Source organism: Mucilaginibacter sp. GW821-FHT07G05, from assembly GCF_059418565.1.
Map to the genome: position 1 here is coordinate 771,525 of NZ_JBWKQC010000002.1, position 23,520 is coordinate 795,044.

Sequence of the window (23,520 nt, forward strand, 5' to 3'; positions counted from 1 at the left end):
TTATCAACAAATAGTAACGTTATGATCACTACCACCCCCGTCATTTTGCAAAAAGAGGATGGCTCCTCCGAATGGATAGACATCGACCCCGTTTCTTACGAAGAAAATGGGCAGACGATTTTCAACGGCGTGTATATACTCACCGCAAGTCCCTATCATCCTGAAGGGGATTCCGCAGAGGATGATGAACCCATGGACAGTATCCCGGCGGGGGAGATCGCGATGCACCAGGACAATAAATATGAATGGGTCTACATCGGCAGTTACCTGAACCAGGAAGAACAGGAGAAGATCGCCGAGGCTATTCAGGCATACGACGACCAAAAGCCCTGGTTTCGGGAAGACAGCGATGTTGTGCCTTTGGAAGACTAATCAGCAACACAACTCTAAGTTGTTGCTTTTCATCGCTAATTAGGTCAACCTTTAGGTTAACGGCCTGTTGACAAGGGTACATCTATTAGAAAAAAAACATGAAAATGAAACCATTCTTGTACGCAGTGCTGGCCGGTACGGTCGCGCTGGCGTCCTGTCAGTCCAATCCCAACAAATCAGCCGGCGATAGTTCCGCTATGGATACCCTGGCGGCTGAAGCAGGCAGCCCGGTATCGCTGGATAGCATTAAGCCCACAGGCGCAACACCGGCCTGGGCGCCGGATATCCATCCGCAAATGCAGGCGGTGATCGAAAAACTGGCCGGCTACGGCGACAAACCGATCCCGGAGCTGACAGCGCCTGAAGCCCGTAAAAACCATACGCCGACCGATGCGGTCAAAGACCTGATGACCGAATACAAGATCGCTATGCCGCCAAGTAATGTGGATACTTCAGGTAAAGATATCCCGGTAGCTGGCGGCACTATTCACCTGCGCATGTATACCCCGAAAAGTACCGGGCCATTCCCGGTGGTAGTGTATTACCATGGCGGTGGTTTCGTGATCGCCAACCTGGATGTTTATGACGCTTCGGCGCGTTCGCTGGCCGATAAACTGGGAGCCGTGGTCGTGTCCGTAGCCTATCGTTTAGCGCCGGAGAAAAAGTTTCCGACTGCCCATAACGACGCTTTTGCCGCTTATCAATGGGTGCTGGCTAACGCAGCGGCGATCAAGGGTGATGTTAAAAAGATCGCGGTGGCCGGCGAAAGTGCCGGTGGTAACCTGGCCCTGAACACGGCAATAGCTGCACGCGATAAAAAGGTCGCTTTGCCGGTTCATATCCTGGCGGTTTACCCGGTCGCACAGTCGGACATGAATACACCATCGTACCAAAAATATGCGGCTGCCAAACCGCTGGATAAGCCGATGATGGCTTGGTTTGTCAAAAACTATTTGAACTCGATGGCCGAAGCGAAAGACCCGCGCATTAACCTGGTAGCGGCCAACCTGAAAGGCCTGCCGTCGACCACCATTATCACCGCGCAGATCGATCCTTTGCAAAGCGACGGCGAAATGATTGCAGATAAGTTAAAAGCGGCTGGCGTGACCGTGGATACGAAAAACTTTGACGGTGTGACCCACGAGTTCTTTGGGATGGCTACTGTCTTACCGGAGGCGGTTGAGGCGCAAGCTTATGCTGTCGATCAGCTCAAAAAATCGTTCAATAAATAGTTGAGGCCATAATTTTTGTACACCCGCGCCTTGAAAGGCTCGGGTGTTTTTGTTAGCACGTGTTTTATATTACTTTGTAAAGCAGCTTTCCATCATTACCATCGGTCGGATTGATCAATTTCCTGCCATCCGGCTGAAAACCAACAGGCGAACGCCGATCAGGTAGGGCATGATAAAGGGGATCGCCGGAATAGCTGCCAGATAACCTAAGGTCCCGAAGGGTTCAGGCAGGAAAGGCGGCAGTACGGACAAAACGATGCTGGTCAGCGCAAAAACGATGTACCATCTACAGGCGCGGAGGCTTAAAACGCCTGCCCGTTTCAGCGAGATCGCCAACAAGAGGGTGCTGAGATAGATCAACGCTACTTCGACAACGGAGATCACGTAAAAAAGGGCTTTGACCGGCGGATACCAGGCTGGCTTTTCACCGGTGGGCAGGGTAACCAAATAGCGAAACACACTGGTCAGGTAATAGCCCCAGAATGCCATATTGATAATAAACAAAGGGATAGCCAGGCTCATTGCGGCAAATGCTAACATCGAAAAGGTTTGCTCTCCCTGTTCCTGCAATTTTGCCTTCAATAGCGCGAAACCCATAAGTGCAATGATGCCTCCGCCAATCAAAATACTATACCTTGCCTGTTGTTCGGTTGCGGATGCCAGCCAGGCGGCCATTGTCGCTGGTGGCGGCCCCATGCCGGCAAAAATGGAAAATAATAGCCAGGGAATGATCAGGAGCACACCGGCAGCGGCCCAAGCCCTGATGTTGTACTTTCCGCCAGCCTGACCAGGTCTTATCAGTCGCCAGACGGCTGCCGCCAGGATACCGGTGTTGATGAGCCACAAGGGGATATAGATCAGGTAGCTAACCTGGCCGATTCCGAATCCTATTACCGCGACCAATAACGGCAACAGGTATAAGTAAATGAATCCTGATTTTTGTAAACGATCCATGGTCATTTAGGTGAACACTAAAGCTATGAACTTTAGATGAATTAAGGCCATGTTTTAACACATTTGCCCTTTGGGTCAGGTTTTATTTTCCGCTGATCAGTTCCGGCGCTTTAACTGCTATCCCCAGCCGGGTATTCAGTTTTTCAATAAAGTACACACAGGCCTGGGGCACAAAGCGATCATTATTCTGGTGCATGAAAAACCAGAGGCTTTGCAATCCCTGGTCGCCCCATTGGGCAATGCGCTCCACCCAGTTGTCGAGGCGCTGGTAGTCGGTGGGGTCGAGGTTGTTGCCGACGAAACGGATGAAGGCGTCGCCGGTCGTCAGCTCCATGTGCACACAGTCCCTTCGGCCGGTGGTATCGGAGATCACGGTACCGACATGCAGGCCGCGCAGCAGGTCAAATAGCTCTTTCCGGGCAGCGGTATCGGCAAACCAGTCCTTATGCCGGATTTCCACGCTCACTTTCACGGTCAGGTCCAATTCCTCCAGGAAGTTCCGGAGATTGGGAAGACTTTTTGGCGAAAAGTTGTCGCTCAGCTGTAAGAGCAATGGGCCCAGCTGCTCACCAAAGTCGATTAAGCTCTGGTAGAACCTCGCCGTATGCTCCTCCTCATTTAGTAAGCGGCAGATATGGCTGATACTTTGGGGGAATTTCGGGCAGAATCTGAAATCCGGTGAGGCGGCTACCTGTGCGGTCCAGCGGCTGATCGCTTCCGCATCGTAAGCATTATAAAATGTCGCGCCAAACTCGACGGTATTGAATTGCCGGCTATAGAGGCTCAGGAACTGATCAGCAGGTGCTTTGACCGGGTAGATAATCCCTTTCCAGTTCTTTTCGCTCCATTTCGGTGCGCCGATAAATATACGTAACGGATCTTCCGTGCTGTTTTGCTGCAGGGTGTTTTTCGTCGAATCCGTATCGGGCGGTATACGGAACCAATTCGAAGTTTTTCAATGATTCAATCATTAGTTACATATCGAAATAAAAGAGTTTCTATACCATTCCCCGTCAGTTTGCAGTTGTATGATAAGTCCTATCTTGAACTTGAAAAATAATCAGACATAAAAGACCCCGGTAGTTTTCCGATTGTTTTCTATTTTTGTTAGATGGGAGATTTTGACCAGATTCTTGCCTCCGTCGGAAAGTATATCGATCTTACCGACGATGAGAAAAAAATATTTATTTCAAAACTCCGGGTAAGAAAAATTAAAAAAAAGCAATTTGTTGTACAGCCCGATTTTATTTGTAAATACCGGAGTTACGTGGTAAATGGTGCGCTGCGCTCATACATTATGTGTAACGATGGGCAGGAGCATACCATAGCTTTAGCAATTGACGATTGGTGGATCTCTGACTTCAACAGTTTTATTTATCAAACACCCGCAACCCTATTTGTCGAAGCTTTGAGCAACAGTACAGTAATTCAAATTACGTATGATGACGAGCAAAAATTGTTAGAAGAGGTCCCGAAATTTGAACGTTTTTTCCGCATCATCACCCAACGCGGATTTGCCTATCTGCAAAGGCGAATATTATCCAACTTGAGCAAGACCGCAGAAGAACGCTATATTCAATTTTCTAAACAATACCCGGAAATTCTGCAGAAGGTGCCACAATATGCAATAGCATCCTTTTTAGGTATTACACCGGTTTATTTATCTCAACTTCGCAATCCTAAAACCGGAAAAAGTTAAACTACTTTAATCAAATTTCTTTATATAGCTGATTTTTTAACAGCATTTACTGTCGGAGTTTTGTGTTATTGTTAATCATAAAATTAATTGAACATGCAAAACTCAAAAGATAAAAAAGCAGTACCTACGAGCGATTCCAGCGGTATCATTAAAAAGAAAGTATTGATAGTTTTCGCCCATCCTGAGCCCACGTCGCTAACCAGGACGATGGTAAATACAAGCATAGATAAATTTGAAAACTTAGGTTACGAGGTCATGCTGTCAGATCTCTATGGTATGAAATGGAAGGCTGTTTATGACGAACATGATTTTCCGCAAAGGGTGAATGGAGATCGGCTCTCGTTTATCCATGAGTCTGGCAACGCGTATGCTACGCAAACTCAAACAGCAGATGTGCTGGCTGAACAGCAAAAGTTGCTGGCAGCGGATGCGGTCATCTTTCAATTCCCTTTGTGGTGGTACAGCATGCCGGCTATTTTAAAAGGATGGATAGAAAGAGTTTACGCTTTTGGTTTTGCCTACGGCTATAAGAGCGGTACAAATCAATTTCGTTTCGGGGAGGGAATTCTAAAAGGCAAACGAGCCTTAGTGTCAGTATACGCAGGCGGTCCGCAAGCGGATTACAGTTCAAGGGGTATTAATGGGCCTATTGAACAATTGCTTTTTCCTTTAACCCACGGAGCGTTATTTTATCCTGGAATGGAGGTACTGCCGACCCACGTCATCTATAGTTCGACATTAATAAAACCAGAACAATTTGAAGATGAAAAAAGAGTATGGGAAAAGAGGCTGGAAGATCTGTTTACAGATGCACCTATCGCATACCGGGCGCAAAACGGTGGCGATTATCCAGACAGGCATGTGCTGGCGGCTGATGTTGATCCCCATAAAACCGGGTTACCCGCCCATATTGCAGATTAGAAAATGTATATGAAAGGAGTGTGCACCTTCAGACAGATGCTGCATACTCCTTTTAAAAATTAGATAGTAAAAAAAACATTGTATTTAGTAACTGCTATAGACTTAATGACGTTGCAAAGCTAGTTTTTGTGTTTGGTGCTGATTTATTGCTTATATGCCTCAACTTGTTGACATTAATTAATCTACACTTTGTGGATGCAAAAATGGAAGTTCAATTACTAAGTAGTAAAATTCATTTTAAGCCTCCCACACTGGAGATGATTAAAACCAATTCATTGAAAATTTAAAAACATTAAGTGGTTTATAACATTAGCTTTTCCACTGGCAAAGGGGACCTTTTTGGATAGGCCTATAGAGGTCTTTGGTGCGTTTTATCCATTAGCTCACAGTGTTTGATCTTGCTTCCCTCTCGGTGACTCTAACGCTATCAAGAAAAAAATAACCAGTATTTTGGATAGGCCGATCTATATAGGTCCCAGGCAAATCATTGAGTTTGGGGATCTGGTATTAACAGAAAAAGGTTTTCTGATATTTATACATGAGGCCTATTTGTTGAACACAAAATTGTATTCCGAAATAAGCAAGTATAGCTTTTTTAATTACGACGTTAATGAAGCTTTGCATTTATCAGTAGGCGAGGAAAAAAACATCTGGGAACTTTACGGCAAGATCCAGTCAGAATACCATAGTAACCAGGACGAATTCAGCAAAGAGATCATCATAACGCACATCGATTCCATCTTAAAATACTCTCAGCGCTTTTACAAACGCCAGTTCATTAATCGTGCGGAATACGGGGGAAGTCTGATCACCAGATTTAACTTGATTCTAAGGGAGTATCAGGAAAGCGGCAAATTGATCACAGACGGCTTACCCTTGGTTGGGTACATGGCATCCCGACTGGCTATATCTACCCGTTACCTGACCGACCAGCTGAAAGTGGAGACGGGAAAAACAGCCCTGGACCATATCCACATATTTTTGATAGATGAAGCAAAAAACCTGCTGTTAGCTACAGATAATTCTATATCAGAAACGGCGTACCAATTAGGTTTTGAAAACCCGCCATATTTCTCCCGATTATTCAAAAAGAAAAGCGGTATTACACCTGTTCAGTTCAAAGAAGGAAAGTTCGGACTTAATTAATATGATCAATAAAGTAATTTTCAAAAAACAGATTGAAACGGTCAGAAATGATCGGGTCAGAAAATTATAGATTTTAGTTTAAGAGATCGTAAAAAGCAACCTGAAATTGGGTTTAGAGTTCAAACCATAAAAATCAAAAGTCATGGCCTTATGTTGAGTGCTGGTCATAAAAGATAGTCGTTCGACGATTAAACAGATGGAAAGGCTTCCTGACGGGCATTCAGCATTTTTTCACGTAATTCGGTGATGGTTTTCTTTTTGCTGGCATTTATTCTTTTCATCCAGTATGCTGATCCACCCCGAGGGTTATAGTGGCAGCCAAATGCCATCAACTCCACCATCAACGGAATGAGGTCCAGTCCCTTGTCGGTCAAGTAGTAAAGAAATTTGGAGGCGTTATTTTCAGAAACCTTTTTGATCAGATAGTTTTCTTCCATCAACAGGCTCACTCTGTCTGATAGGACCGACGGCGCAATTCCTTCCGCAGATGCTTTCCATTCCAACCAGGAGTTCTTACCGTCAAAGATCATATCTCTCAATAATAATAAAGTCCACTTATCTCCAAACACATCCAGTGTATATCCTATAGGGCAGGTTGACCTGTTTCCAATTGTCCTCATAATGTCATTAGTTTAAGTAGTATTATTTTAATACTACTTTTCGTCTATGTTTGTGGTATTAAATTAATACTGCAAATTTAAAAATTAAAGTTGTCAATAAGAATCCCTGTGATATATGGGTACCCCAGCTATGCTGCGACTTCTTATTAAGTACTATAATATGACTTTGTGGTGGAATTAACGATATAAATAAAATCATGAAAGCAATTCAATTAACAGCTATTGGAAATCCGTTGGAGGGTTTAAAACTTGTAGACCTACCTAAACCCACTGCACCCGGACCAGGTGAAGTAATTATTAAAATCGAATACAGTCCGGTAAACTTCAGCGACCTGATGGTTGCCAAAGGCATTTACTTTATACAGCCTGAACTGCCGGCAGTAATTGGTGGCGAAGGTGTAGGTGTGATCGTAGAAGTAGGATCCGGTGTAAATCATGTTAAAGTCGGTGACAGGACTGTCGTACCTTTTGGTACCTATGCCTGGGCGGAGTTTGTTAAAGCACCAGCTGAAAAATTATTTGCTTTATCACCGGATTCAGACCCTAAACAAGCAGCAATGGCCTCGATCAATCCCCCAACTGCTATTTTGTTATTGGACGAATATGTTAAACTAGATAAAGGCGACTGGATCGTCCTGAATGCGGGAAATTCCAGTGTAGCAAATACTATTTTTACCGTGGCTAAATCTCGCGGCCTAAAAAGTGTTGCCATCGTTAGAAGAGCTGAAGCCATTGAAACGGCTAAGGATGCCGGCGCAGACGTCGTTGTAGTAGAAAGCGCGACCGCCGTGCAAGAAGTTAAAGAAGCTACCGGCGGCGTAAATATTAAATTAGGCCTCGACGCAGTGGGCGGACAATCCTCAGCAATTCTGGCCCAGATCCTCGGCCAGGATAGCCACCTGGTAGCTTATGCTGTTTTAAGCGGGCAGCCGATGGTTGTCGGGCAGGTAGATCTTATCGTTAAACGTTTAAAAGTTCACGGTTTCTGGATGTACCTGTCAGAATTTCTTCCGAAACTGGATGCCGCTGCACGCGAAACAGATTCACTTATTGCGTCAGGTGCTATAAATGTACCTATCGCAGCAACCTACCCACTCAGCGCTATTCAAGAAGCAGTAGAACACTCTACCGGAGGCGAAAAAGTTTTACTTGACTTTACTGCCTAATAAGATTAAATCACAACACAATAAATTTCGACTTATAATGAGCAATAATTTATTGTGTTGTGATATCATTGCCAAATTATAGTTATTATGACCATGTCGAGCATTTTATTCTTCATATGCCTTTAAATTTTTTTGACGGAAAACCTCGCGTGTGATCAGCTTGCAGTTTGCCGCCAGTTCTTCCAGGCGACAACATTTGGTTTTGACCTTGGCCGGGAGTGTGCCATCGGTTTCCATCAGGTCGATGTGCAACAAGCCCAGATCATTTAATGGTTCCTTACCCGCCAAATTGTCGAACAGGGCGTTGGCCGCCAGCCGGTCATCGCCGATACCGAATTCACCGAATACGTCGAAACCCGTCGCGGTCTTTAAGCTAAGCAAAAAAGAAAAGCGATCTTCCATAACCTCAGAATTTAAGTGTCAAATAAAAGGGTCCTGCAAGCAGAACCCTTGTAATAAAACCAATACATTTTAAAAATTACTTGATCTCGATCTGGCGGCGCACCATTTTCGCTTCCTCGCGTTTAGCGATATCGATCTTCAGCACGCCGTCGGTGTAGCTCGCTTCAATGTTTTCAGCGTTGGCGCTTTCTGGCAGCGTGAACGAACGTACCCAGGAAGCGAAGCTATACTCACGCTTGCTATAATTTTTTTGTTCATCGCTGTTTTCCGCACGCTGCTCAACAGAAATGTTCAGCACATTGCGGTCCAGGTTCAGCTTGAAATCTTCTTTATTCAGGCCCGGGGCTGCCAGTTCCACATGGAAGTGGTCCTCAGTTTCGCTGATGTTGGCCGCAGGTACCCGGCTGGTCAGACGGTCATTGAAAAAAGTGTCGTTGAAAATGGAATCGAATACGTCATTAAAGCCTGGCAATAATGAACCATTTTGACGTTTGTCGGAATTGAATTTAACCAGTGTCATAGGTCTGTCCTCCTTAAATTACTAATGATTAAAACATATAATTAATTAAACTAAAGACCTCATTTCAAGCGCTGTGCCAATGGCGAATCCGGCTTTAAAAACTGAAAATTTTTCATTCCTGCTGAAATTTTTTCAGCGATCAAATGACAAATTTTCAAGATGTTTAATTCCCCAACTGATTGGTTTGGTGACTGAGCGTTGCGCCATCGCCGACCCGTAAGCCGAAAAGATTATTTGACCAAGGACAACCAACTGCCCTGAAAGCGCACGCCTGATAAAAAATCCCTGATATGCTTTACACTTACCAGGAAGAATACAATGGATTACATTAATCCTCTTTTATCATTTTTCGATGGTTCTTACCCCAATCGATCATTTCAGCGATCATGTTGTGCAAGGTATCACAATAGGTAGAAGTTGTGTACTCAACGCTGGGGGGAGAAGTGTCATATACCCGGCGCAGCACCAGCTTATTTTGTTCCAGTTCTTTGAGCTCTTTAGATAAAACCTTGGTGGTGATGCCTCCAATGCTCCGCTGTATGTCGCGAAAGCGGGTATTCCCCTGGTGGACAGCTACCAGTATAGGCAGCTTCCATTTCCCATTTATCACATACAGCGTATCCTGCAAATGTCGTATCTGTTGATTAGTAGCTGCTTTATCGTCTTGTATATCTGGCATCCTTTAGGTAACTGGTATGTTTTGTAAACCAATTGTACCGTAAATTTACAAAAAATTGAGCGAACAGATATGAATGATAAACCATTAATACTCGTAGCCGGTGCCACCGGAACACAGGGTGGTGCAGTTTTAGAGGCATTATTAGCTAAACAAATTGCAGTAAGGGCAATCGTTAGAAATAAAAACAGCGAGGCTGCAAAGGCGTTAGGTGCAAAACACGTAGAGCTGGTAGAAGCTACTTTCGACGACCTGGATAGTTTGATCGAGGCGGCCAAAGGCGCTACAGGGGTGTTTTCTGTACAAATGGGTAGCCATCCAGGAAATAAAGGCGAGGAAACGCAGCACGCAAACAATTTAATTGCAGCAGCAAAAGCCGCAGGAATACAGCAGATCGTACATACTTCTGTTGCGCGTGCCGGAGATCAGGAAAACTTTGTCGGTTGGGCAAAGGGGATTTGGGAGCCACTATATTGGAATGAAAAAGCCGCAGCTATTAATGCTGTTAAGACAGCAGGCTTTACCTACTGGACCATCATCAAGCCGCCGTTTATCATGGTTAATTTACTTCCACCCATGACTGAAGTGATGTTCCCGACCATTGCACAAGGCAAAATAATCACTCCGATAGCACCGGAAACAAAAATAGATTGGGTATCGCCAAATGATATAGGCCGTTTCGCAGCTGAAGCATTCGCACAGCCGGAGAAATTTAACCATAAAGAATTTGCGATAACAGGTGATAAACTTACGATGACAGAAGTTGCTGATTTACTGTCCTCGGTAACCGGCAAACGTTTTGAGGCTATCAGCCAAACCGAGCAAGAAGCTGCCGCCAGCGGCTTATTTAAATATGGTATCGATCACTATCTCTGGCAAAATGTAGAAGGTTATAAAGTAGACCCGCAGGAAATTGCAGCATTTGGCATTCGACCTGAATCACTCAAAACCTTCCTGGAACATCATAAAACGCACCTTCAAAAAATTTATAGTGAATTAATATAGTCTATGGCCCTTAATGGCCCGTACCATGGCAAGCCATGCAAACGCTTGTTGAAAAGCTTGAATTGATGCTATTGCTTAATTAGTGGAATGACCTGCGCTTCGAGTACCTGCTGATATAAGAAGATTTATTTTAGTGCATAGTTGATGAAGCCACCGTCCACTAATAGCTCTGATCCGGTAATAAAACTAGCATCATCCGAAGCGAGGAACAAAACTGCCTTCGCAATTTCATCGGGAGATCCTATTCTTTGCAGTGCTGTAGCGGCAGCCGCCATTTCTTCAGCGCCTCCCGGGATAGCTTCAAAACCAGGTGTCGCTGTTGGCCCCGGACTAACGATGTTTACACGAATTTTTCTGTCAGCTAACTCATTTGCTGCAATTTGAGCGATCTTATTTATAGCTGACGGGTTGATTCATTGTTGAAAGGTCTCCGTGGTTACCAGCTTTAAAATTAGGAGGTTAAAGGCAACAAAAAATACAGAAAACAAAAATAAAAAAAATACGTTAAAGACATTGGTTAATACAGGTGTGGTTCCCATACCACAAATTTTAAATAAGTGTTTGAGATGCTCCTTTCATACGGGGCATCTTTTTTGATAATTAGTCTAATCCATCATTTTATTATATTTGCAATAACTTGCCGCCGGGTGATTCGTATAAGGTCACTTGTATAAGGGGGTAAAGTGACCTTTTCTTTTATAACTATTAGGAATATTACTTCGTATAAGGTATCAACCGTCTGGGACATGGGGTTCCTTGGCTAAATAAGTTAGGGCATAAAGATGGTTTGAGATACAGCCATTTTTTTTATAAATCTATCCCATTGTCTTATCAGCACATACTCTCCAATACTTCAACTTTCATTGTAATTAAGTAATTTCTTACACTGAAAGCCGATCGATTAGGTTTATATTCAGAGAAATAAACCTAAAACGTAATATAAACCTATTCCCAACAATATAATATTATAGTCAATAGACGATTACCATTTGCAATAATTACCTGCGAACTTGGAGGAGTTTTTTGGGTGATTGATATGTATACTTATATGTGATGGATGCTAATTTGGCCTTAATTACATTACACAAGGTTTAAGTAATTTCAAACCAAAATAATTTGGTGATTGTTATTTGATAGTAATAGACATCGTGAAAATTAGCCGCGTTGTCTATGCTACGGAGATGTTCCTGTGGTAGGGAACATCTCTATTATTTATTATTGTTCGTTATATTCCAATGTATCCAAACTTCACTGCGTGATAAGGTTTAGGTTGGAACCTCAAGCAGCGATTGTTTTTGGGGTTTTATTTTATATATAACCAATCCTTTTAAAATTGTAATATGTTGAATTGGCTATATCTATTATCTTAACTGAACTATAGTTATACGAAACCACTTTCCCCCTCAATATCCCTATCGATGGAACCTTTATCAAAATTTCAAAAAATCTTTCTTCGATAGTATAAGGCTCTTCAGAAATACCTGTGCTGTAACCATTCGCCTTGAATTCTATAAATTCACCAGATTTATATTCCCATACCCCTGTTAGCAAATCTGCTAATATTTCTGCTTCCGTCATATTTTTTAATATCAATATTAGTTTACCGTAATCCACTGATAAACAGTGCGCAATTAAAACTTTTAGGAATATTAAATGTTTTAAATTTTAGCCATGTAATTACGCCCTCAGGTTGAATAAAAGCAGCTTTAATAATGAACAGGATTTAAATAGGTTTAACCGTTTTATTAGTTCAGCTTTGACTTGTCTTACAAGAGTAAGTAGGATGTCATAACAAGTCCACTTGGCGTAGGGGTACGCTGAGTGGTTTTCTTGAATACTTCTGATTTCGGACTATTATATGTTATTGTAATCGAGGCTAACAAAGCGCGAATGAGAATTAGCCAGCTGCAACAAACCACTGTATATTAGTATTAAAAACATTAATATGAAATGCCAATTAGGGATATGATAAATATTCATATCATCATAAATCAATAAATTAAATACTCCATAGGACATCAAGCAAGTGAAGATTATAAGGCTCGGAGCAAGTGTATAGGACTTGAAAATCTTTAATGGTACAGTATAAATTGAGAAGCGAGTCAACACATAGCACCCTAAATAAATTATTGGTGCAATTGGAACATAAACCCACGTGTAAAAATATGTAAAGGACAATTGAGAAAGAGCAATTAATAGATAATAACCAATCGCAATTGTCAATATTGAAAACAGAACGGGTAATACATTTGCGGTAAAAAACTTCATAACCAAATCAATGTTCAAACCACGATTTGCTTAATTTGTTCTTAGGTAAATTCTATGAGCTATCTATAAACCTTAAAGTCTCTCAACTGGTTAGCGGTCCACACCGTAAAGTTCAAGTCGTATTCCCGATTCCTTACTCTCTCGACATTGCTTACGATCAAAGGGTGAAGGACATTATAGGTTTCGTTAAAAGGTACATCATCGGATAATTTAATAATAATCACGCCTTCATTAATAACTATTCTATCCCTGTATAAGGGAGGTAGCTCTTGCTTTAAATAAACCATTACACGGTTTAGATATTCTATTTCGGTCATTGGGGTTGAAACGTGCTAAAAATCAGGTTCGGGTTCTTTATACGCTAATATAAAGTCTGCAATATATTTTTCTTCATTAAATGATAAATCTGTCGCTCCGTTAAGATACCAGGAACCATCCTCATTTAAATAAATGGAGCCGATTACCATTTCGGTATCCAAAACATAATAAACATCTTCAGATATGATATTGCGAAATGCCAAGTCAAAAGAGTTGCCACTGATGACATTGTTTTCCTTGCTTGTTATTGGACTGATGACAATCTCTAACAAGTCACCATCCCGCCCGATAGTAACAACAACACTCTGCGACATTATTATATTATCATAATGATAGGTACCTGTTGGAAGAGTGCTTTATTTATCGACTTAAAGATAATAATCAAACCTGATTTTAGGGTTTATTTAATTAGAGATTTAAGGGGTATCAAAAATGGTTCGTGAACAAGATATTAAGGGTGTGGCTTCTTAGATAATACTGATATATCGCAAACAAGCAGGATGGCGCATGGTAAAATTACACACACTATGGTTCCTTGTTCAGCATTAGTAATGTCTTCGATAAAAGTTTAAGTTTTTTTAATTTTTAGAGCTTTACTTTTATGTAGCGATATTGACCAGCAAATAAGGCAAAAAATCTCTTTGCCGCTGATTGATATCTCTGTTTTAAGTTATTTGGTAATAAATCAAATCGTTGTCAAATATATTACCGATGGTATAATAACCGTTTGCGTAGTGGTTCTAAATTCTATTTTTCTACTCTTGTTATTTTGATAAGTTTTGATGAGGCGGTTTGTACTTCTTTACCTGTTTCTTGGATTGTATTCTATTGCTTAGCTATAACAATATAAAGGCGTTTTGTTTTTTTACATTTATATTATATTTTCATCCGGATCATATTCAGTATGTAGCATCGCCCAAGATAGTTGTGAGTCAGTTCATGGGTATTTGGAAAGGAAAAATGGCAATAATGATGTTTAAATTTCCGACCTTAATGAAGAAGCTTTTTTGAACTACCTGAAGCATAGTCATATCATGCTTGTTTAATCAATTATCACAGGAAAAGTTATGGTCTTTCAGAAGGAAGTCAAGTCCATCCAATTTGGTTTAATTTATTCAGTTAACGCTTCATCTGCGATAGCACCTAAAAGTAACTTAAATAATAAAGCTGTTCTGTACTGTAGTTAAATACAGGTAAGACGGAATCCACATCTACCGCTGTTTAGGCCTGCCCGGTAACCCGATCGAGTAAGATTAACAGATCAGACAAATTTAAAGGCTTGGCCAAATAATGATCAGCATTACATAAGGAGGCATAATGCTTCAATTCCGGGTGTCCCGACATGAGGAGTACCGGTATATCGCGGGTTTGCACCTTCGATTTCAAGATAATACATAGTAAATGCCCATTAATCACCGGCAAAAGCTCGTCCAGCAAAAAAACGTCCGGTTCAATTCCCAGAATTTCGTCGATATTTTCAACGTGCGAAAGGGCGGTTACCCGGTAATACAGGGAAAGCTTGTTTTGTAAAAATTGCATCAGCAGGGGATCGTCTTCAATGATGACAAGGTGCTTTTTCATATGACTTTGAACGGAAATGCCCAGTTTTAGTTGCGGGCTGTCTTTTAGTATGTCGCCCAAAAGGACTGTTCTGAGTGCCTTTTACCACAGATAAACATGTCCCATGGGCCAAGGGCCTGGTAACGAACAAATATTTTGAAGAAATAACTAGCTCATTACCGACTAAAAAAATATCGCCGACAACACTTTTATCATTTTTACGTACTAAGCAGATACAAACCTACGAAACCAAGTATTAATATGTCAGATAAAACACAACGGGAACTTGAAAAGATTCTGGAATACTCGCATGACATCATATGCACAATCAGCAGAGATGGGATCTTTCAACGTGTGAGTTCGGCAGTCTATCCAATACTGGGTTATCAACCCTCGGAGCTCTGCGGCAAAAACTACCGCGACTTCATTGAGACAGCCGATGTTCCGGAAGCCGAAAATCTTATTTGCCAAATCGTCGCGGGGGGCAACCAGTCAGGCCTGGAGAATCGCTACCGGCACAAACTCGGCCACCTTGTTCCCCTAATTTGGTCTGCCGGCTGGGATGAACATGACCAGGTGATGCACTGCATAGCACGTGACGGCAGCACCAAAAGGGAAAGGGATCAGTTGTTGCGTTCGCTCGAAGAGGCGAACCTGCGCTACAGTTATGTGACCCGGGCAACTTCCGACGCTTTATGGGACTGGGACATCAAAAGTAATACTCTTTACTGGGCGGAGGGTTATACCGAGATCTTCGGCCATCCGGTAAACGGTGTCAAAGCGGACATCAGCGCCTGGACCGATCATATTCACGCTGAGGACAGGGAGCGGATCGCTGAAAGTATCCGGGCAGTGCTAGTAAGCCAGCAAGCCAACTGGAAGGAAGAGTACAGGTTTGAACGCGCGAACGCCACGTTTGCCTATGTGGTCGACCGGGGTTTTATTATACGGGACAGTACACAGCGCGCTGTCCGAATGGTTGGGGCCATGCACGACATCTCTGAACGAAAAGCACGGATCAAAGAGTTAAAACAACTAGCTGACGACCTTTATCATCGTAACCAAGAACTGCAACAGTTCGGCTACGTTGTCTCGCATAATCTTCGATCGCCTGTTGCCAATATTATGGGCATAGTTACGCTGCTGGAAATCGACCGTGACGATCCGGAGATGATCGACCGTTGCATACAGGAATTAAAGTCTTCAATCCACCGCCTGGACGAGGTAATCTTGGACCTGAGCAAAATATTATCGATCACGGATGGCGCAACAGCTATGGTTCTCGAGCCTGTCGATGTCTCCGAAATACTTCAACATATCAAACTAGATCTCCATGATACCTTGGCCCTTAACGAGGTGACACTCTTATTGCCGCAATTACCGATAATTTTTAATTCTCATAAAGCGTATTTAAATAGTATTTTATTTAACCTGATCGGTAACGCGGTTAAATACCGTTCAGAAGAACCGCCGGTCATCCGGGTAGATGTAACCAGGGAGGGTAATGATCTGCTTATCCAAGTAAAAGATAACGGAACCGGGATCGACCTGGCAAAGTATGGCAAGGATATTTTTAAGCCTTATCAGCGATTTACGAATTCTCATGAGGGAAAAGGCCTGGGGCTGTTCCTGGTTAAAAGCCATGTAAAAGTGCTAAACGGCACGATCGAAGTGGCAAGTGAGCCCGAAAAGGGCACGACATTTACGGTTTTGTTAAGTTCGGGACAACGGTAGTCCTGGTTTCAAAAGATTCATTTTGCCTAATACGCGAAGCGGAATATTGTTCACAGGTTTGTACGTAGGGAATCTCAGGAAAGTCTGATCATCCGACTGTAACTTTTCGGTCTATGGAATGCCCAAAGGCAACCGTTTCATCGGAAATATATGGGTCAAATCCCCCTGTTGAAGAGGGATCAGAGCGTGAGCGGGTATAACATCTATGAAGTTATCAGCCATGGCAATTCAATCGGCTGGGTCAATCCATTGAACAAAGAGCGGGGCAAGGTGGTTTACACCAAGCAGAATCCGGCCAATGTGGACAATTTCAACAGTATCCCCACCGGAGGTGGGGATACTATTTTCCAAAACGGCATCGCCCTGCACCAAGGTAACATCAACCGGTAGGGTCTGATCTGGTTCGACAAATAAAGAACTCACCGCACATGCAGCAACAGGATAAAACATTAAAACGGAGACCACTATCGTTGCAGCCTAGCGAAGTGAGACATTCGCATTTGCTGAATGTTTTAATAAGAGGGACTCCGCTGTCAAAGACGAGAATCTCGCACCGCCAAGACTAATAACGTAAATCGCAAAATTGTCATTCTGAAGCTGAAAAAATTTCATTATTTGTGAAATTTTTTCAGCCCGATTGTAATATTTCAGCCATGGCACAGAAGTTGAAATACACTGTCCGGATTAATTAATTATAAGTTTTAATCATTATTAAATTAAGGAGGACAGACCTATGACACTGGTTAAATTCAATTCTGACAAACGTAACAATGGTTCATTATTACCAGTCTTTAATGACGTATTCGATTCCATCTTGAACGACACTTTTTTCAATGACCGTCTCACTTCACGCGTACCTGCCGCAAATATCAGTGAGACTGAAGAGCACTTCCACGTGGAGCTGGCGGCGCCGGGTTTTAAAAAAGAGGATTTCAAAATAAATCTTGACCGCAATGTGTTGAATATTTCCGTAGAACAGCGTACTGAAGATGACAATCAGCAAAAAAGCTACAGCAAACGCGAATACAGCTATGCGTCCTGGGTACGTTCATTTACGCTGCCCGAAATCGCCAATCCTGAGAACATTGAGGCCACTTATACCGATGGCGTATTAAAAATTGATATCGCCAAACGCGAAGATGCTAAAATGGTGCGCCGCCAGATCGAAATCAAGTAATCGATTTACAAACTTGAAGTATCATAAAAGGCCCGGCTCGCGCGGGGCCTTTTTCAGGTTGATGCTTTCTTAAAACTATGGCCTATGGAAGATCGGTTTTCCTTGTTGCTCAGTTTAAAAACGCACGCCGGTTTTGAAGTGTACGGGCAATTTGGTATTGGTAATGACAGTTCGGCTGCCTCGGCTTTGTTTGAAAGTTTACAGGGTGATGAAAAGTTACGGGGCGCGGCCGTTCTGCATATTGATCTCATGGAAACAGACGGGCCGCTCTCGGTAAAGATTCGGACAAAGTGTTGCCGGCTGGACGGATTGGCCGCGAACTGCAAACTTATCACACGTGAGGTCTTCCGTCAAAAAAATCTACGGACCTATGAGGAATAAGGAATTAATGTTACGGGTATTGTTTGCTACATTGGCCATTGTGGCTATTATATGGGAATTGACCGCATTCATCATTGGGCATCAGGCCGCTGAAACACCTAAACAATTGCTGTCAGCCATTTTTTTGTGCTGGGTAGTCTTTTGCTTGTTTCGCAAGCCGCAGGATGATGACGACTGGGCATACTAAATAAACAAACTGAGGTTAGATAGGTGATCATTCTATCAGAAAATTACGCGATGACTGTCAGTATGGGCAAGCTGGAGCATCGTTTCGAAGTGGGCCAATATCCGCACCATGATTGGGAATGCTGCAAATACAGAGTGTTCGAAAACGGTAGCTACTTGGCTAGTTTTGAACCTGACGCGCAGGCCTTTTTGCATATCTCTCAGAATCCCGGAAATGTGGAGGAGCAATTACTGCACTTATTGGCTGACAAGATTGAAAAGCACCATCCGCCTGGTATCAATGAGAATATTAAAAGCTAAAATTATGAGAAGCATCTTTATTCCTATAGGATAAGAAACAATTATTAAGCACTTTTACAGCCGCGGCCTCATTTACATAATTCTCTGCTACCTGAGTGAGTAAAAGAATCTGCATTATTTTCTTCGGCCAGCGTTTTATCAGATAAACTTTTGGCTTCGCTGTATCCCAATGTGCCTGCTAAAGTGCGAAGGGTCCCATAAGATGCGATCTCGTAATGCTTGACCTTTTGTGCTGCAGAAATAATTGCTACATCGGAACTTCTGTACATTTATCAGTATCTGAAGAAGTGCTGTCGCTTCCGCTAATAGGCCTTCCATAGCCAGGCATTTTTTTTAACTGCCTTTTCGCGAATAGATGCAAACACATTTTTAAGGCGGGTGGGCTGATTTTTAGTTTTTTCCAAATACGTCGTTATCGTTCGTTTGAGATCTTCAGGTGTGGCGCCTTTGATCCCGGTTTTATGCCGGGTCTCCCAAAACAGGATAATTTTCTGTTTGTTTAGCTGAATTTTTCTTTTCTGTTCCGTCTTTACGGATATCCGATGCGGCAATTTTGTATTTCTGCATTTAGTTTTTCTTTTCATTCAGCCACAGGCCACCAGATTCCACGTCTCCGAAGAACTTAGTCTCTACCAATCCCGGAGGTGTATCAGCGGCTTTCTCTGCCGACATCCTGCTAAAAGTGCTTGGCGAATAGACCCAGGCGAAATATTTGAGACCAGCGGAAACCATTTGCGGGAACCAGACCTGGGCAGCCCAATCGGACGCCTCTGACCAGGTACCCAGCACATGTGTATTATCGTTCAATACTTTGCTGACCCCCGCTCTGCCTAATATTTCCAGCATTTTCATGCCGCCTCGTTGCACGCTTTCCACGTCCTGGAATCCCCTCCAGTCCACATCAAGCCTGGAATTTTCCTTGTTGTGGATGATATGTATGAAAGCGTCTTTATACTCGTCTGATGAATCGATCATTACAGACCTGTCTTTTACCTGTAGCGGCAAGCGGAAGAAAAAAGTAGATCCTTCGCCTTTTTTGCTTTCTATCCAGAAGGTACCCTGATGCCGTTTGATGATCTCCGAAGAAATGTATAAGCCAAGGCCAAGACCCTCAAATCGCATAGCGGTATTATCGACCCTGTAATAGCGATCGAACAGGTGTTCGATATGCTCCCGCTCGATCCCGATCCCAAAATCCTGTACGGATACGATGATCCCTTCATCTTTAACGTAAGCATTAACAAGCACCCTGGAAGCTTCCGGGGAATATTTTACAGCGTTATTTAAGATATTATTGAGCACCTGTTCCAGTCGTAACCTGTCGCCGGTATAATTTATATCATCGGCGTATTCCAATAAGATCTGATGACTATCACTTTTTAACTGCACGCCCTCTATCGTTTCCTCCAGGAACTGCCTGAAATCAAATTCCTGATTCTCGTAAATCATTTTCCCGGCATTGATACGGGTGACGTCAAGCAGGTCGTTGATCAGGTTTTCAAGCCGGTGGATATGATGGATAGATTTATCGATAAAGCCCTTAAGATTATCTGCTTTATTCGATCTGGACATCAGTTGGTTAAAAGCTTTTATGCTGGTCAGCGGGGTTTTCAATTCATGACTGGCGATCGACAGGAATTCATCCTTTTTCTGCTCGTTGTTTTTCTGAAGTTCGATATTGGTGTTCGTTCCCAGCCATGAAACGATGTTACCATTCTCGTAGTAAGCACGCGCACGCGCCAGGTGCCAGACATAATTGCCTTCCTTCATACGCAACCGGAATTCCACCTGGTATTCCTTTCCGCTCGAAAGGGCAGTTTGCCAGGCATTTAAAGTAGACGTGATATCATCTTCGTGAATGAATTTCTGCCAGCCCTGTCCCACGATAGCCTCACCATCCTCCCCAAAATCTTCCGCGACCACCTCGTTAACATATTTCAATGCACCATTAGGTGCAGCTGTCCAGACCTGCTGGGGGATCGCGTTTAACATGAACCTGAACTGTTCCTCACTTTGTTCCAGTTTACGCTTAGCAAGGAACTGCTCAGAAACATCCTGGCAGAGCACCATTACACCGGTGACCTGTCCGTCCGCTTCGCGATACGGCTGGTAAGTGATATTTAAAAAACCGCTGATCGTTCTTTCACCCTGGTAAACCATGTAGGGCTGATCAGTCAGATAAAGCGTTTGCCCGCTATCCATCACACGGTCGATAACGGGTTTAAACGTTGGTGCACTTTCAGGAATAATATCAAACAAGTTTTTGCCCTGTAGCTCTTCTGTCGTCCGTCCGATCATATCCGCATAGCGGTTATTTACGATAAGCACTTGCAGGGTCTTTCCGGTCAGCAAAATGATCCCGACAGGTGCATCCCGTACTAAATTGCGGAAGCGTTCATCACTTTCAGCCAAGCCAGATAGCGTTCGCTGCAAATGAAATTGCGTTTCACTTAGCTCCTCATTAGTGGCGGCAAGCTCTTCATTCGCGGAGGTCAACTCTTCATTGGCGGCATTGATCTCTTCATTGAGTGTTTGCTGTTCTTCGTAACTATCCTCCAGCTCTTTGGTACGATCGGAGACCCTAAGTTCCAGTTCATCCGTCAGATCACTTAACCGTCTCTGCGTCTGTAGTAACTCTTCATTCGTCGCAAAGAGTTCTTCGTTGGCCGCGCCAAGTTCTTCATTCAGAGCCAGTTCACGAAGATAGGCCTCGTTGATCTCGTTCGCATAGGCGTTATTGAGGATAGTGCCGGCCTGCCGGCCCACATCTTCCATGAACCTCAGATAGTCATCATCCAATCGCTTTCTGGGAGAAATCCCTAATACCATGTAGCCGCTCACACCGGAATTGCCACCTGATATAGGTACGACCACCACTTCCTTAACGGGTTCATTTACATGATCAACGAGCGGTACGGGTATATGATCGGCGAGTTCGGAAATGATTACCGGCCTGTTATCAAATGATAATTTTGAAGAAAGGTCTGTAAAGTATTGGATTAGCTCTTTGGGAATAGCAGTATGGCCACTGAGCACTGCCGGCTGGCCATCCTTCCCGATAGCAGTGAACAAAGCACAAAACGTGATATCCTCTGGCGCAGTGTTAAGTATTGAAAAGATCAGTTCCGTAGCACCACTCACACTAGCTGAACTGTTCAGGTTTTCCCAGAATGACAAAAGCAAAGCATTGCGGCGTTCATTGATGTGACGGTAGGTGGTCTCAATGACCGCGTTGAATACACCACCCACAGTACCGTCTGGAGCTACGATGGGCGAAAGGGTATAATCAAAATAGCATTCTTCTTTGTAACCATACCGGTTCATCAGCAGGAGGGCATCAGGCTGACGGATGGATTCACCGGTTTTTAAAACAGAATTGAATTGTGCCTCCAGGCCCCCCCATATCTCGGGCCATACCTCTGCTCCGGGTTTTCCAAGGGCCCATGGGTGCTTATTTCCTGGGATCGAACTCCAAGCATCGTTATAGATCAGTGTAAATTCGGATCCCCAGTAAATAGCGATCGGAAAACCTGAATTGAGGCTGATACTTACTGCGGAACGAAGACTTTCCGGCCAATGATCAGGAGAACCTAAAAATGTTTGCGACCAATCTGAAGCGCGTATAAGTTCACCTGCCTTGCCGCCCCCATTTAAAAATGTATAAGAAGTAGTTGACAATGTTATATAATTGAAATGGATCAAAGGTATTTGAAAAGTCATGACTTATAATCATGGTTCAAAGTGAATAAACGCTGCTTTCGGGCAAATGTTTGGCTATTGATATCCGTTTGTTAGGATAACAATCTATGGAAATAGGCTGATATGTACAAGATCATAAAATCACAATGTTGATAAGATTGATCTGCTTTGAAAAGATGCTTTAAGAACAGCCTTCTTTCTTGTTCCTTTACACATCAAAAGTGTATTTTTTTAATTTCAAGCAGGGAGTGTTTTGGGAGGGTATTTTGGAAATATAGCCTATCGTTTTCAAATCGTAAATACTTGAATTAGTTTGGTTAGCAGTCTAAACAGTAAAACTCAAATCGTATTCTCTATTCCTTAATCTTACAACATTACTGAGTATCGAGCGTGAAGGACACTATAGGTTTCGAAAAAAGATGCATCACCGGGCAACTTAACAATCGATATTTGACCTTTGATTATTTTATTTCTACATTCGAGTCTATTAAACTTTTAAAATATGCATGGTATAAATACTTAACATTAGTTAAGGCCAACACCAGGCACATCCTCCAGAAGTACCTTAATCCTGCTGATCAATGCAATTTGCCGAGATAAAGATTGCCCGGCCTCCAATTGTGCAACAATAGTACGCAATTCTGATAGACGTTTACGCTCACCTACCGCTTTTTGCACCAGAGCAAAATTTACCTTGTTAAATAGCTTGCCAAGTTGTCCAGAGAGTGGCTCTATGGTCACAGGCATCGGCATTACCAAGAAAGCTGCCCTGTCTTGGTATGCTATCTCCAGCCGGGAAATCTGCGCATCACGTATCGTTCCGTCACAACGTAGATGCCGGTAAGTATTCATAAAAAGATTATCACTGTTCGCTTCACACAGGGCACGCCGTAGGCTTGGCACATCCTCTCCGGGCCTGATATCACAAATTGTCATCGTGAGAAAATCCTGGTAGTGTAGCCGTATTCCCAGACGGCGGCGTCATTCACTTCCAAAAAACGTAGGGTAGTTGGATCAAATATCCACATGGGCTGTGTGTTCCTGTAGAATAACTTACTAAAATCCGGTGTTTGTGTATTCATAATAAAAGCTTGTTAAAAGTACACAAAGCGGAAAAAGTTTCCATATTAGATTATACATTTCTAATGGTCAAGTAGGGAATAATGCTAGTCTCACAATTTTAC

General features: G+C 43.1%; 26 protein-coding genes. 13 read left to right on the forward strand and 13 right to left on the reverse strand.

The features are described from left to right. Nucleotides 1-21: 21 nt before the first annotated feature. A complete protein-coding gene (locus tag AC07NA_RS07850; protein WP_494897089.1) occupies nt 22-372 on the forward strand; it encodes a hypothetical protein in 351 nt (116 codons plus the stop codon). Between the two features lie 104 nt (nt 373-476). After that, entirely contained in the window at nt 477-1,604 is a 1,128-nt protein-coding gene (locus AC07NA_RS07855) for an alpha/beta hydrolase (protein ID WP_494897090.1), read from the forward strand. 114 nt (nt 1,605-1,718) lie between these two features. On the opposite strand, the gene AC07NA_RS07860 is transcribed toward AC07NA_RS07855, so the two are convergent. Together AC07NA_RS07860 and AC07NA_RS07865 are read right to left on the reverse strand one after the other, a co-directional pair. After that, nucleotides 1,719-2,558, reverse strand: a complete 840-nt coding sequence (locus AC07NA_RS07860; RefSeq protein ID WP_494897091.1) for a hypothetical protein — start codon at nt 2,556-2,558, stop codon at nt 1,719-1,721. 82 nt (nt 2,559-2,640) lie between these two features. Beyond that, complete coding sequence (locus AC07NA_RS07865; protein ID WP_494897131.1) at nt 2,641-3,492, reverse strand: DUF72 domain-containing protein; 852 nt, start codon at nt 3,490-3,492, stop codon at nt 2,641-2,643. A gap of 177 nt (nt 3,493-3,669) precedes the next feature. On the opposite strand from AC07NA_RS07865, the gene AC07NA_RS07870 reads away from it, so the two are divergent. From AC07NA_RS07870 to AC07NA_RS07880, 3 genes are all read left to right on the forward strand, one after another. Further along, a complete protein-coding gene (locus AC07NA_RS07870) occupies nt 3,670-4,257 on the forward strand; it encodes a Crp/Fnr family transcriptional regulator (RefSeq protein ID WP_494897092.1) in 588 nt (195 codons plus the stop codon). A 93-nt stretch (nt 4,258-4,350) separates the two neighbouring features. Continuing rightward, on the forward strand, nt 4,351-5,178 hold the full coding sequence (locus AC07NA_RS07875) for an NAD(P)H-dependent oxidoreductase (RefSeq protein WP_494897093.1): 828 nt from the start codon (nt 4,351-4,353) through the stop codon (nt 5,176-5,178). A gap of 564 nt (nt 5,179-5,742) precedes the next feature. Further along, complete coding sequence (locus AC07NA_RS07880; protein WP_494897094.1) at nt 5,743-6,324, forward strand: helix-turn-helix domain-containing protein; 582 nt, start codon at nt 5,743-5,745, stop codon at nt 6,322-6,324. Nucleotides 6,325-6,512: 188 nt separating this feature from the next. On the opposite strand, the gene AC07NA_RS07885 is transcribed toward AC07NA_RS07880, so the two are convergent. Next, nucleotides 6,513-6,944, reverse strand: coding sequence for a winged helix-turn-helix transcriptional regulator (locus tag AC07NA_RS07885; RefSeq protein ID WP_494897095.1), 432 nt, complete (start codon nt 6,942-6,944; stop codon nt 6,513-6,515). 197 nt (nt 6,945-7,141) lie between these two features. On the opposite strand from AC07NA_RS07885, the gene AC07NA_RS07890 reads away from it, so the two are divergent. Then, nucleotides 7,142-8,110, forward strand: a complete 969-nt coding sequence (locus AC07NA_RS07890; RefSeq protein ID WP_494897096.1) for a zinc-dependent alcohol dehydrogenase family protein — start codon at nt 7,142-7,144, stop codon at nt 8,108-8,110. 105 nt (nt 8,111-8,215) lie between these two features. On the opposite strand, the gene AC07NA_RS07895 is transcribed toward AC07NA_RS07890, so the two are convergent. The 3 genes from AC07NA_RS07895 to AC07NA_RS07905 form a co-directional block, all read right to left on the reverse strand. After that, on the reverse strand, nt 8,216-8,512 hold the full coding sequence (locus AC07NA_RS07895; protein WP_494897097.1) for a hypothetical protein: 297 nt from the start codon (nt 8,510-8,512) through the stop codon (nt 8,216-8,218). Between the two features lie 76 nt (nt 8,513-8,588). Further along, entirely contained in the window at nt 8,589-9,032 is a 444-nt protein-coding gene (locus AC07NA_RS07900) for an Hsp20/alpha crystallin family protein (protein WP_494897098.1), read from the reverse strand. Nucleotides 9,033-9,360: 328 nt separating this feature from the next. Further along, on the reverse strand, nt 9,361-9,711 hold the full coding sequence (locus AC07NA_RS07905) for a winged helix-turn-helix transcriptional regulator (protein ID WP_494897099.1): 351 nt from the start codon (nt 9,709-9,711) through the stop codon (nt 9,361-9,363). Between the two features lie 69 nt (nt 9,712-9,780). Here AC07NA_RS07905 and AC07NA_RS07910 point away from each other — a divergent pair, with 69 nt between their 5' ends. After that, nucleotides 9,781-10,713, forward strand: a complete 933-nt coding sequence (locus AC07NA_RS07910) for an NmrA/HSCARG family protein (protein ID WP_494897100.1) — start codon at nt 9,781-9,783, stop codon at nt 10,711-10,713. Nucleotides 10,714-10,838: 125 nt separating this feature from the next. Here AC07NA_RS07910 and AC07NA_RS07915 read toward each other — a convergent pair whose 3' ends face one another. The 4 genes from AC07NA_RS07915 to AC07NA_RS07930 all read right to left on the reverse strand — a co-directional run bounded on the left by AC07NA_RS07915 (nt 10,839) and on the right by AC07NA_RS07930 (nt 14,940). Next, nucleotides 10,839-11,126, reverse strand: a complete 288-nt coding sequence (locus AC07NA_RS07915; RefSeq protein WP_494897132.1) for an SDR family oxidoreductase — start codon at nt 11,124-11,126, stop codon at nt 10,839-10,841. Between the two features lie 895 nt (nt 11,127-12,021). Continuing rightward, nucleotides 12,022-12,291 (reverse strand): hypothetical protein, encoded by a 270-nt coding sequence (locus AC07NA_RS07920; RefSeq protein ID WP_345211069.1) that lies wholly within the window; start codon nt 12,289-12,291, stop codon nt 12,022-12,024. Between the two features lie 1,022 nt (nt 12,292-13,313). After that, nucleotides 13,314-13,613: a hypothetical protein gene (locus AC07NA_RS07925; protein WP_494897101.1), complete on the reverse strand. Its 300-nt coding sequence runs from the start codon at nt 13,611-13,613 to the stop codon at nt 13,314-13,316. Nucleotides 13,614-14,520: 907 nt separating this feature from the next. After that, complete coding sequence (locus tag AC07NA_RS07930; RefSeq protein WP_494897102.1) at nt 14,521-14,940, reverse strand: response regulator; 420 nt, start codon at nt 14,938-14,940, stop codon at nt 14,521-14,523. 180 nt (nt 14,941-15,120) lie between these two features. On the opposite strand from AC07NA_RS07930, the gene AC07NA_RS07935 reads away from it, so the two are divergent. The 6 genes from AC07NA_RS07935 (at nt 15,121) to AC07NA_RS07960 (ending at nt 18,637) form a co-directional block, all read left to right on the forward strand. After that, nucleotides 15,121-16,593, forward strand: coding sequence for a PAS domain-containing protein (locus tag AC07NA_RS07935; protein WP_494897103.1), 1,473 nt, complete (start codon nt 15,121-15,123; stop codon nt 16,591-16,593). 150 nt (nt 16,594-16,743) lie between these two features. Beyond that, complete coding sequence (locus tag AC07NA_RS07940) at nt 16,744-16,983, forward strand: hypothetical protein (protein ID WP_345211073.1); 240 nt, start codon at nt 16,744-16,746, stop codon at nt 16,981-16,983. Nucleotides 16,984-17,326: 343 nt separating this feature from the next. Next, entirely contained in the window at nt 17,327-17,770 is a 444-nt protein-coding gene (locus AC07NA_RS07945; protein WP_494897104.1) for an Hsp20/alpha crystallin family protein, read from the forward strand. Between the two features lie 84 nt (nt 17,771-17,854). Further along, nucleotides 17,855-18,151: a hypothetical protein gene (locus tag AC07NA_RS07950; RefSeq protein WP_494897105.1), complete on the forward strand. Its 297-nt coding sequence runs from the start codon at nt 17,855-17,857 to the stop codon at nt 18,149-18,151. After that, on the forward strand, nt 18,141-18,338 hold the full coding sequence (locus tag AC07NA_RS07955; protein ID WP_345211076.1) for a hypothetical protein: 198 nt from the start codon (nt 18,141-18,143) through the stop codon (nt 18,336-18,338). Before AC07NA_RS07950 ends, AC07NA_RS07955 begins: the two co-directional genes overlap by 11 nt. A gap of 62 nt (nt 18,339-18,400) precedes the next feature. Then, nucleotides 18,401-18,637 (forward strand): hypothetical protein, encoded by a 237-nt coding sequence (locus tag AC07NA_RS07960; RefSeq protein WP_494897106.1) that lies wholly within the window; start codon nt 18,401-18,403, stop codon nt 18,635-18,637. A 68-nt stretch (nt 18,638-18,705) separates the two neighbouring features. Here the strand turns inward: AC07NA_RS07960 and AC07NA_RS07965 are convergent, their stop codons facing one another. From AC07NA_RS07965 to AC07NA_RS07975, 3 genes are all read right to left on the reverse strand, one after another. Beyond that, nucleotides 18,706-18,906: a DUF892 family protein gene (locus AC07NA_RS07965; protein WP_345211078.1), complete on the reverse strand. Its 201-nt coding sequence runs from the start codon at nt 18,904-18,906 to the stop codon at nt 18,706-18,708. Between the two features lie 298 nt (nt 18,907-19,204). Beyond that, a complete protein-coding gene (locus AC07NA_RS07970; protein ID WP_494897107.1) occupies nt 19,205-22,315 on the reverse strand; it encodes an ATP-binding protein in 3,111 nt (1,036 codons plus the stop codon). 546 nt (nt 22,316-22,861) lie between these two features. Next, nucleotides 22,862-23,188: a hypothetical protein gene (locus AC07NA_RS07975; RefSeq protein ID WP_494897108.1), complete on the reverse strand. Its 327-nt coding sequence runs from the start codon at nt 23,186-23,188 to the stop codon at nt 22,862-22,864. Nucleotides 23,189-23,520: the final 332 nt, after the last annotated feature.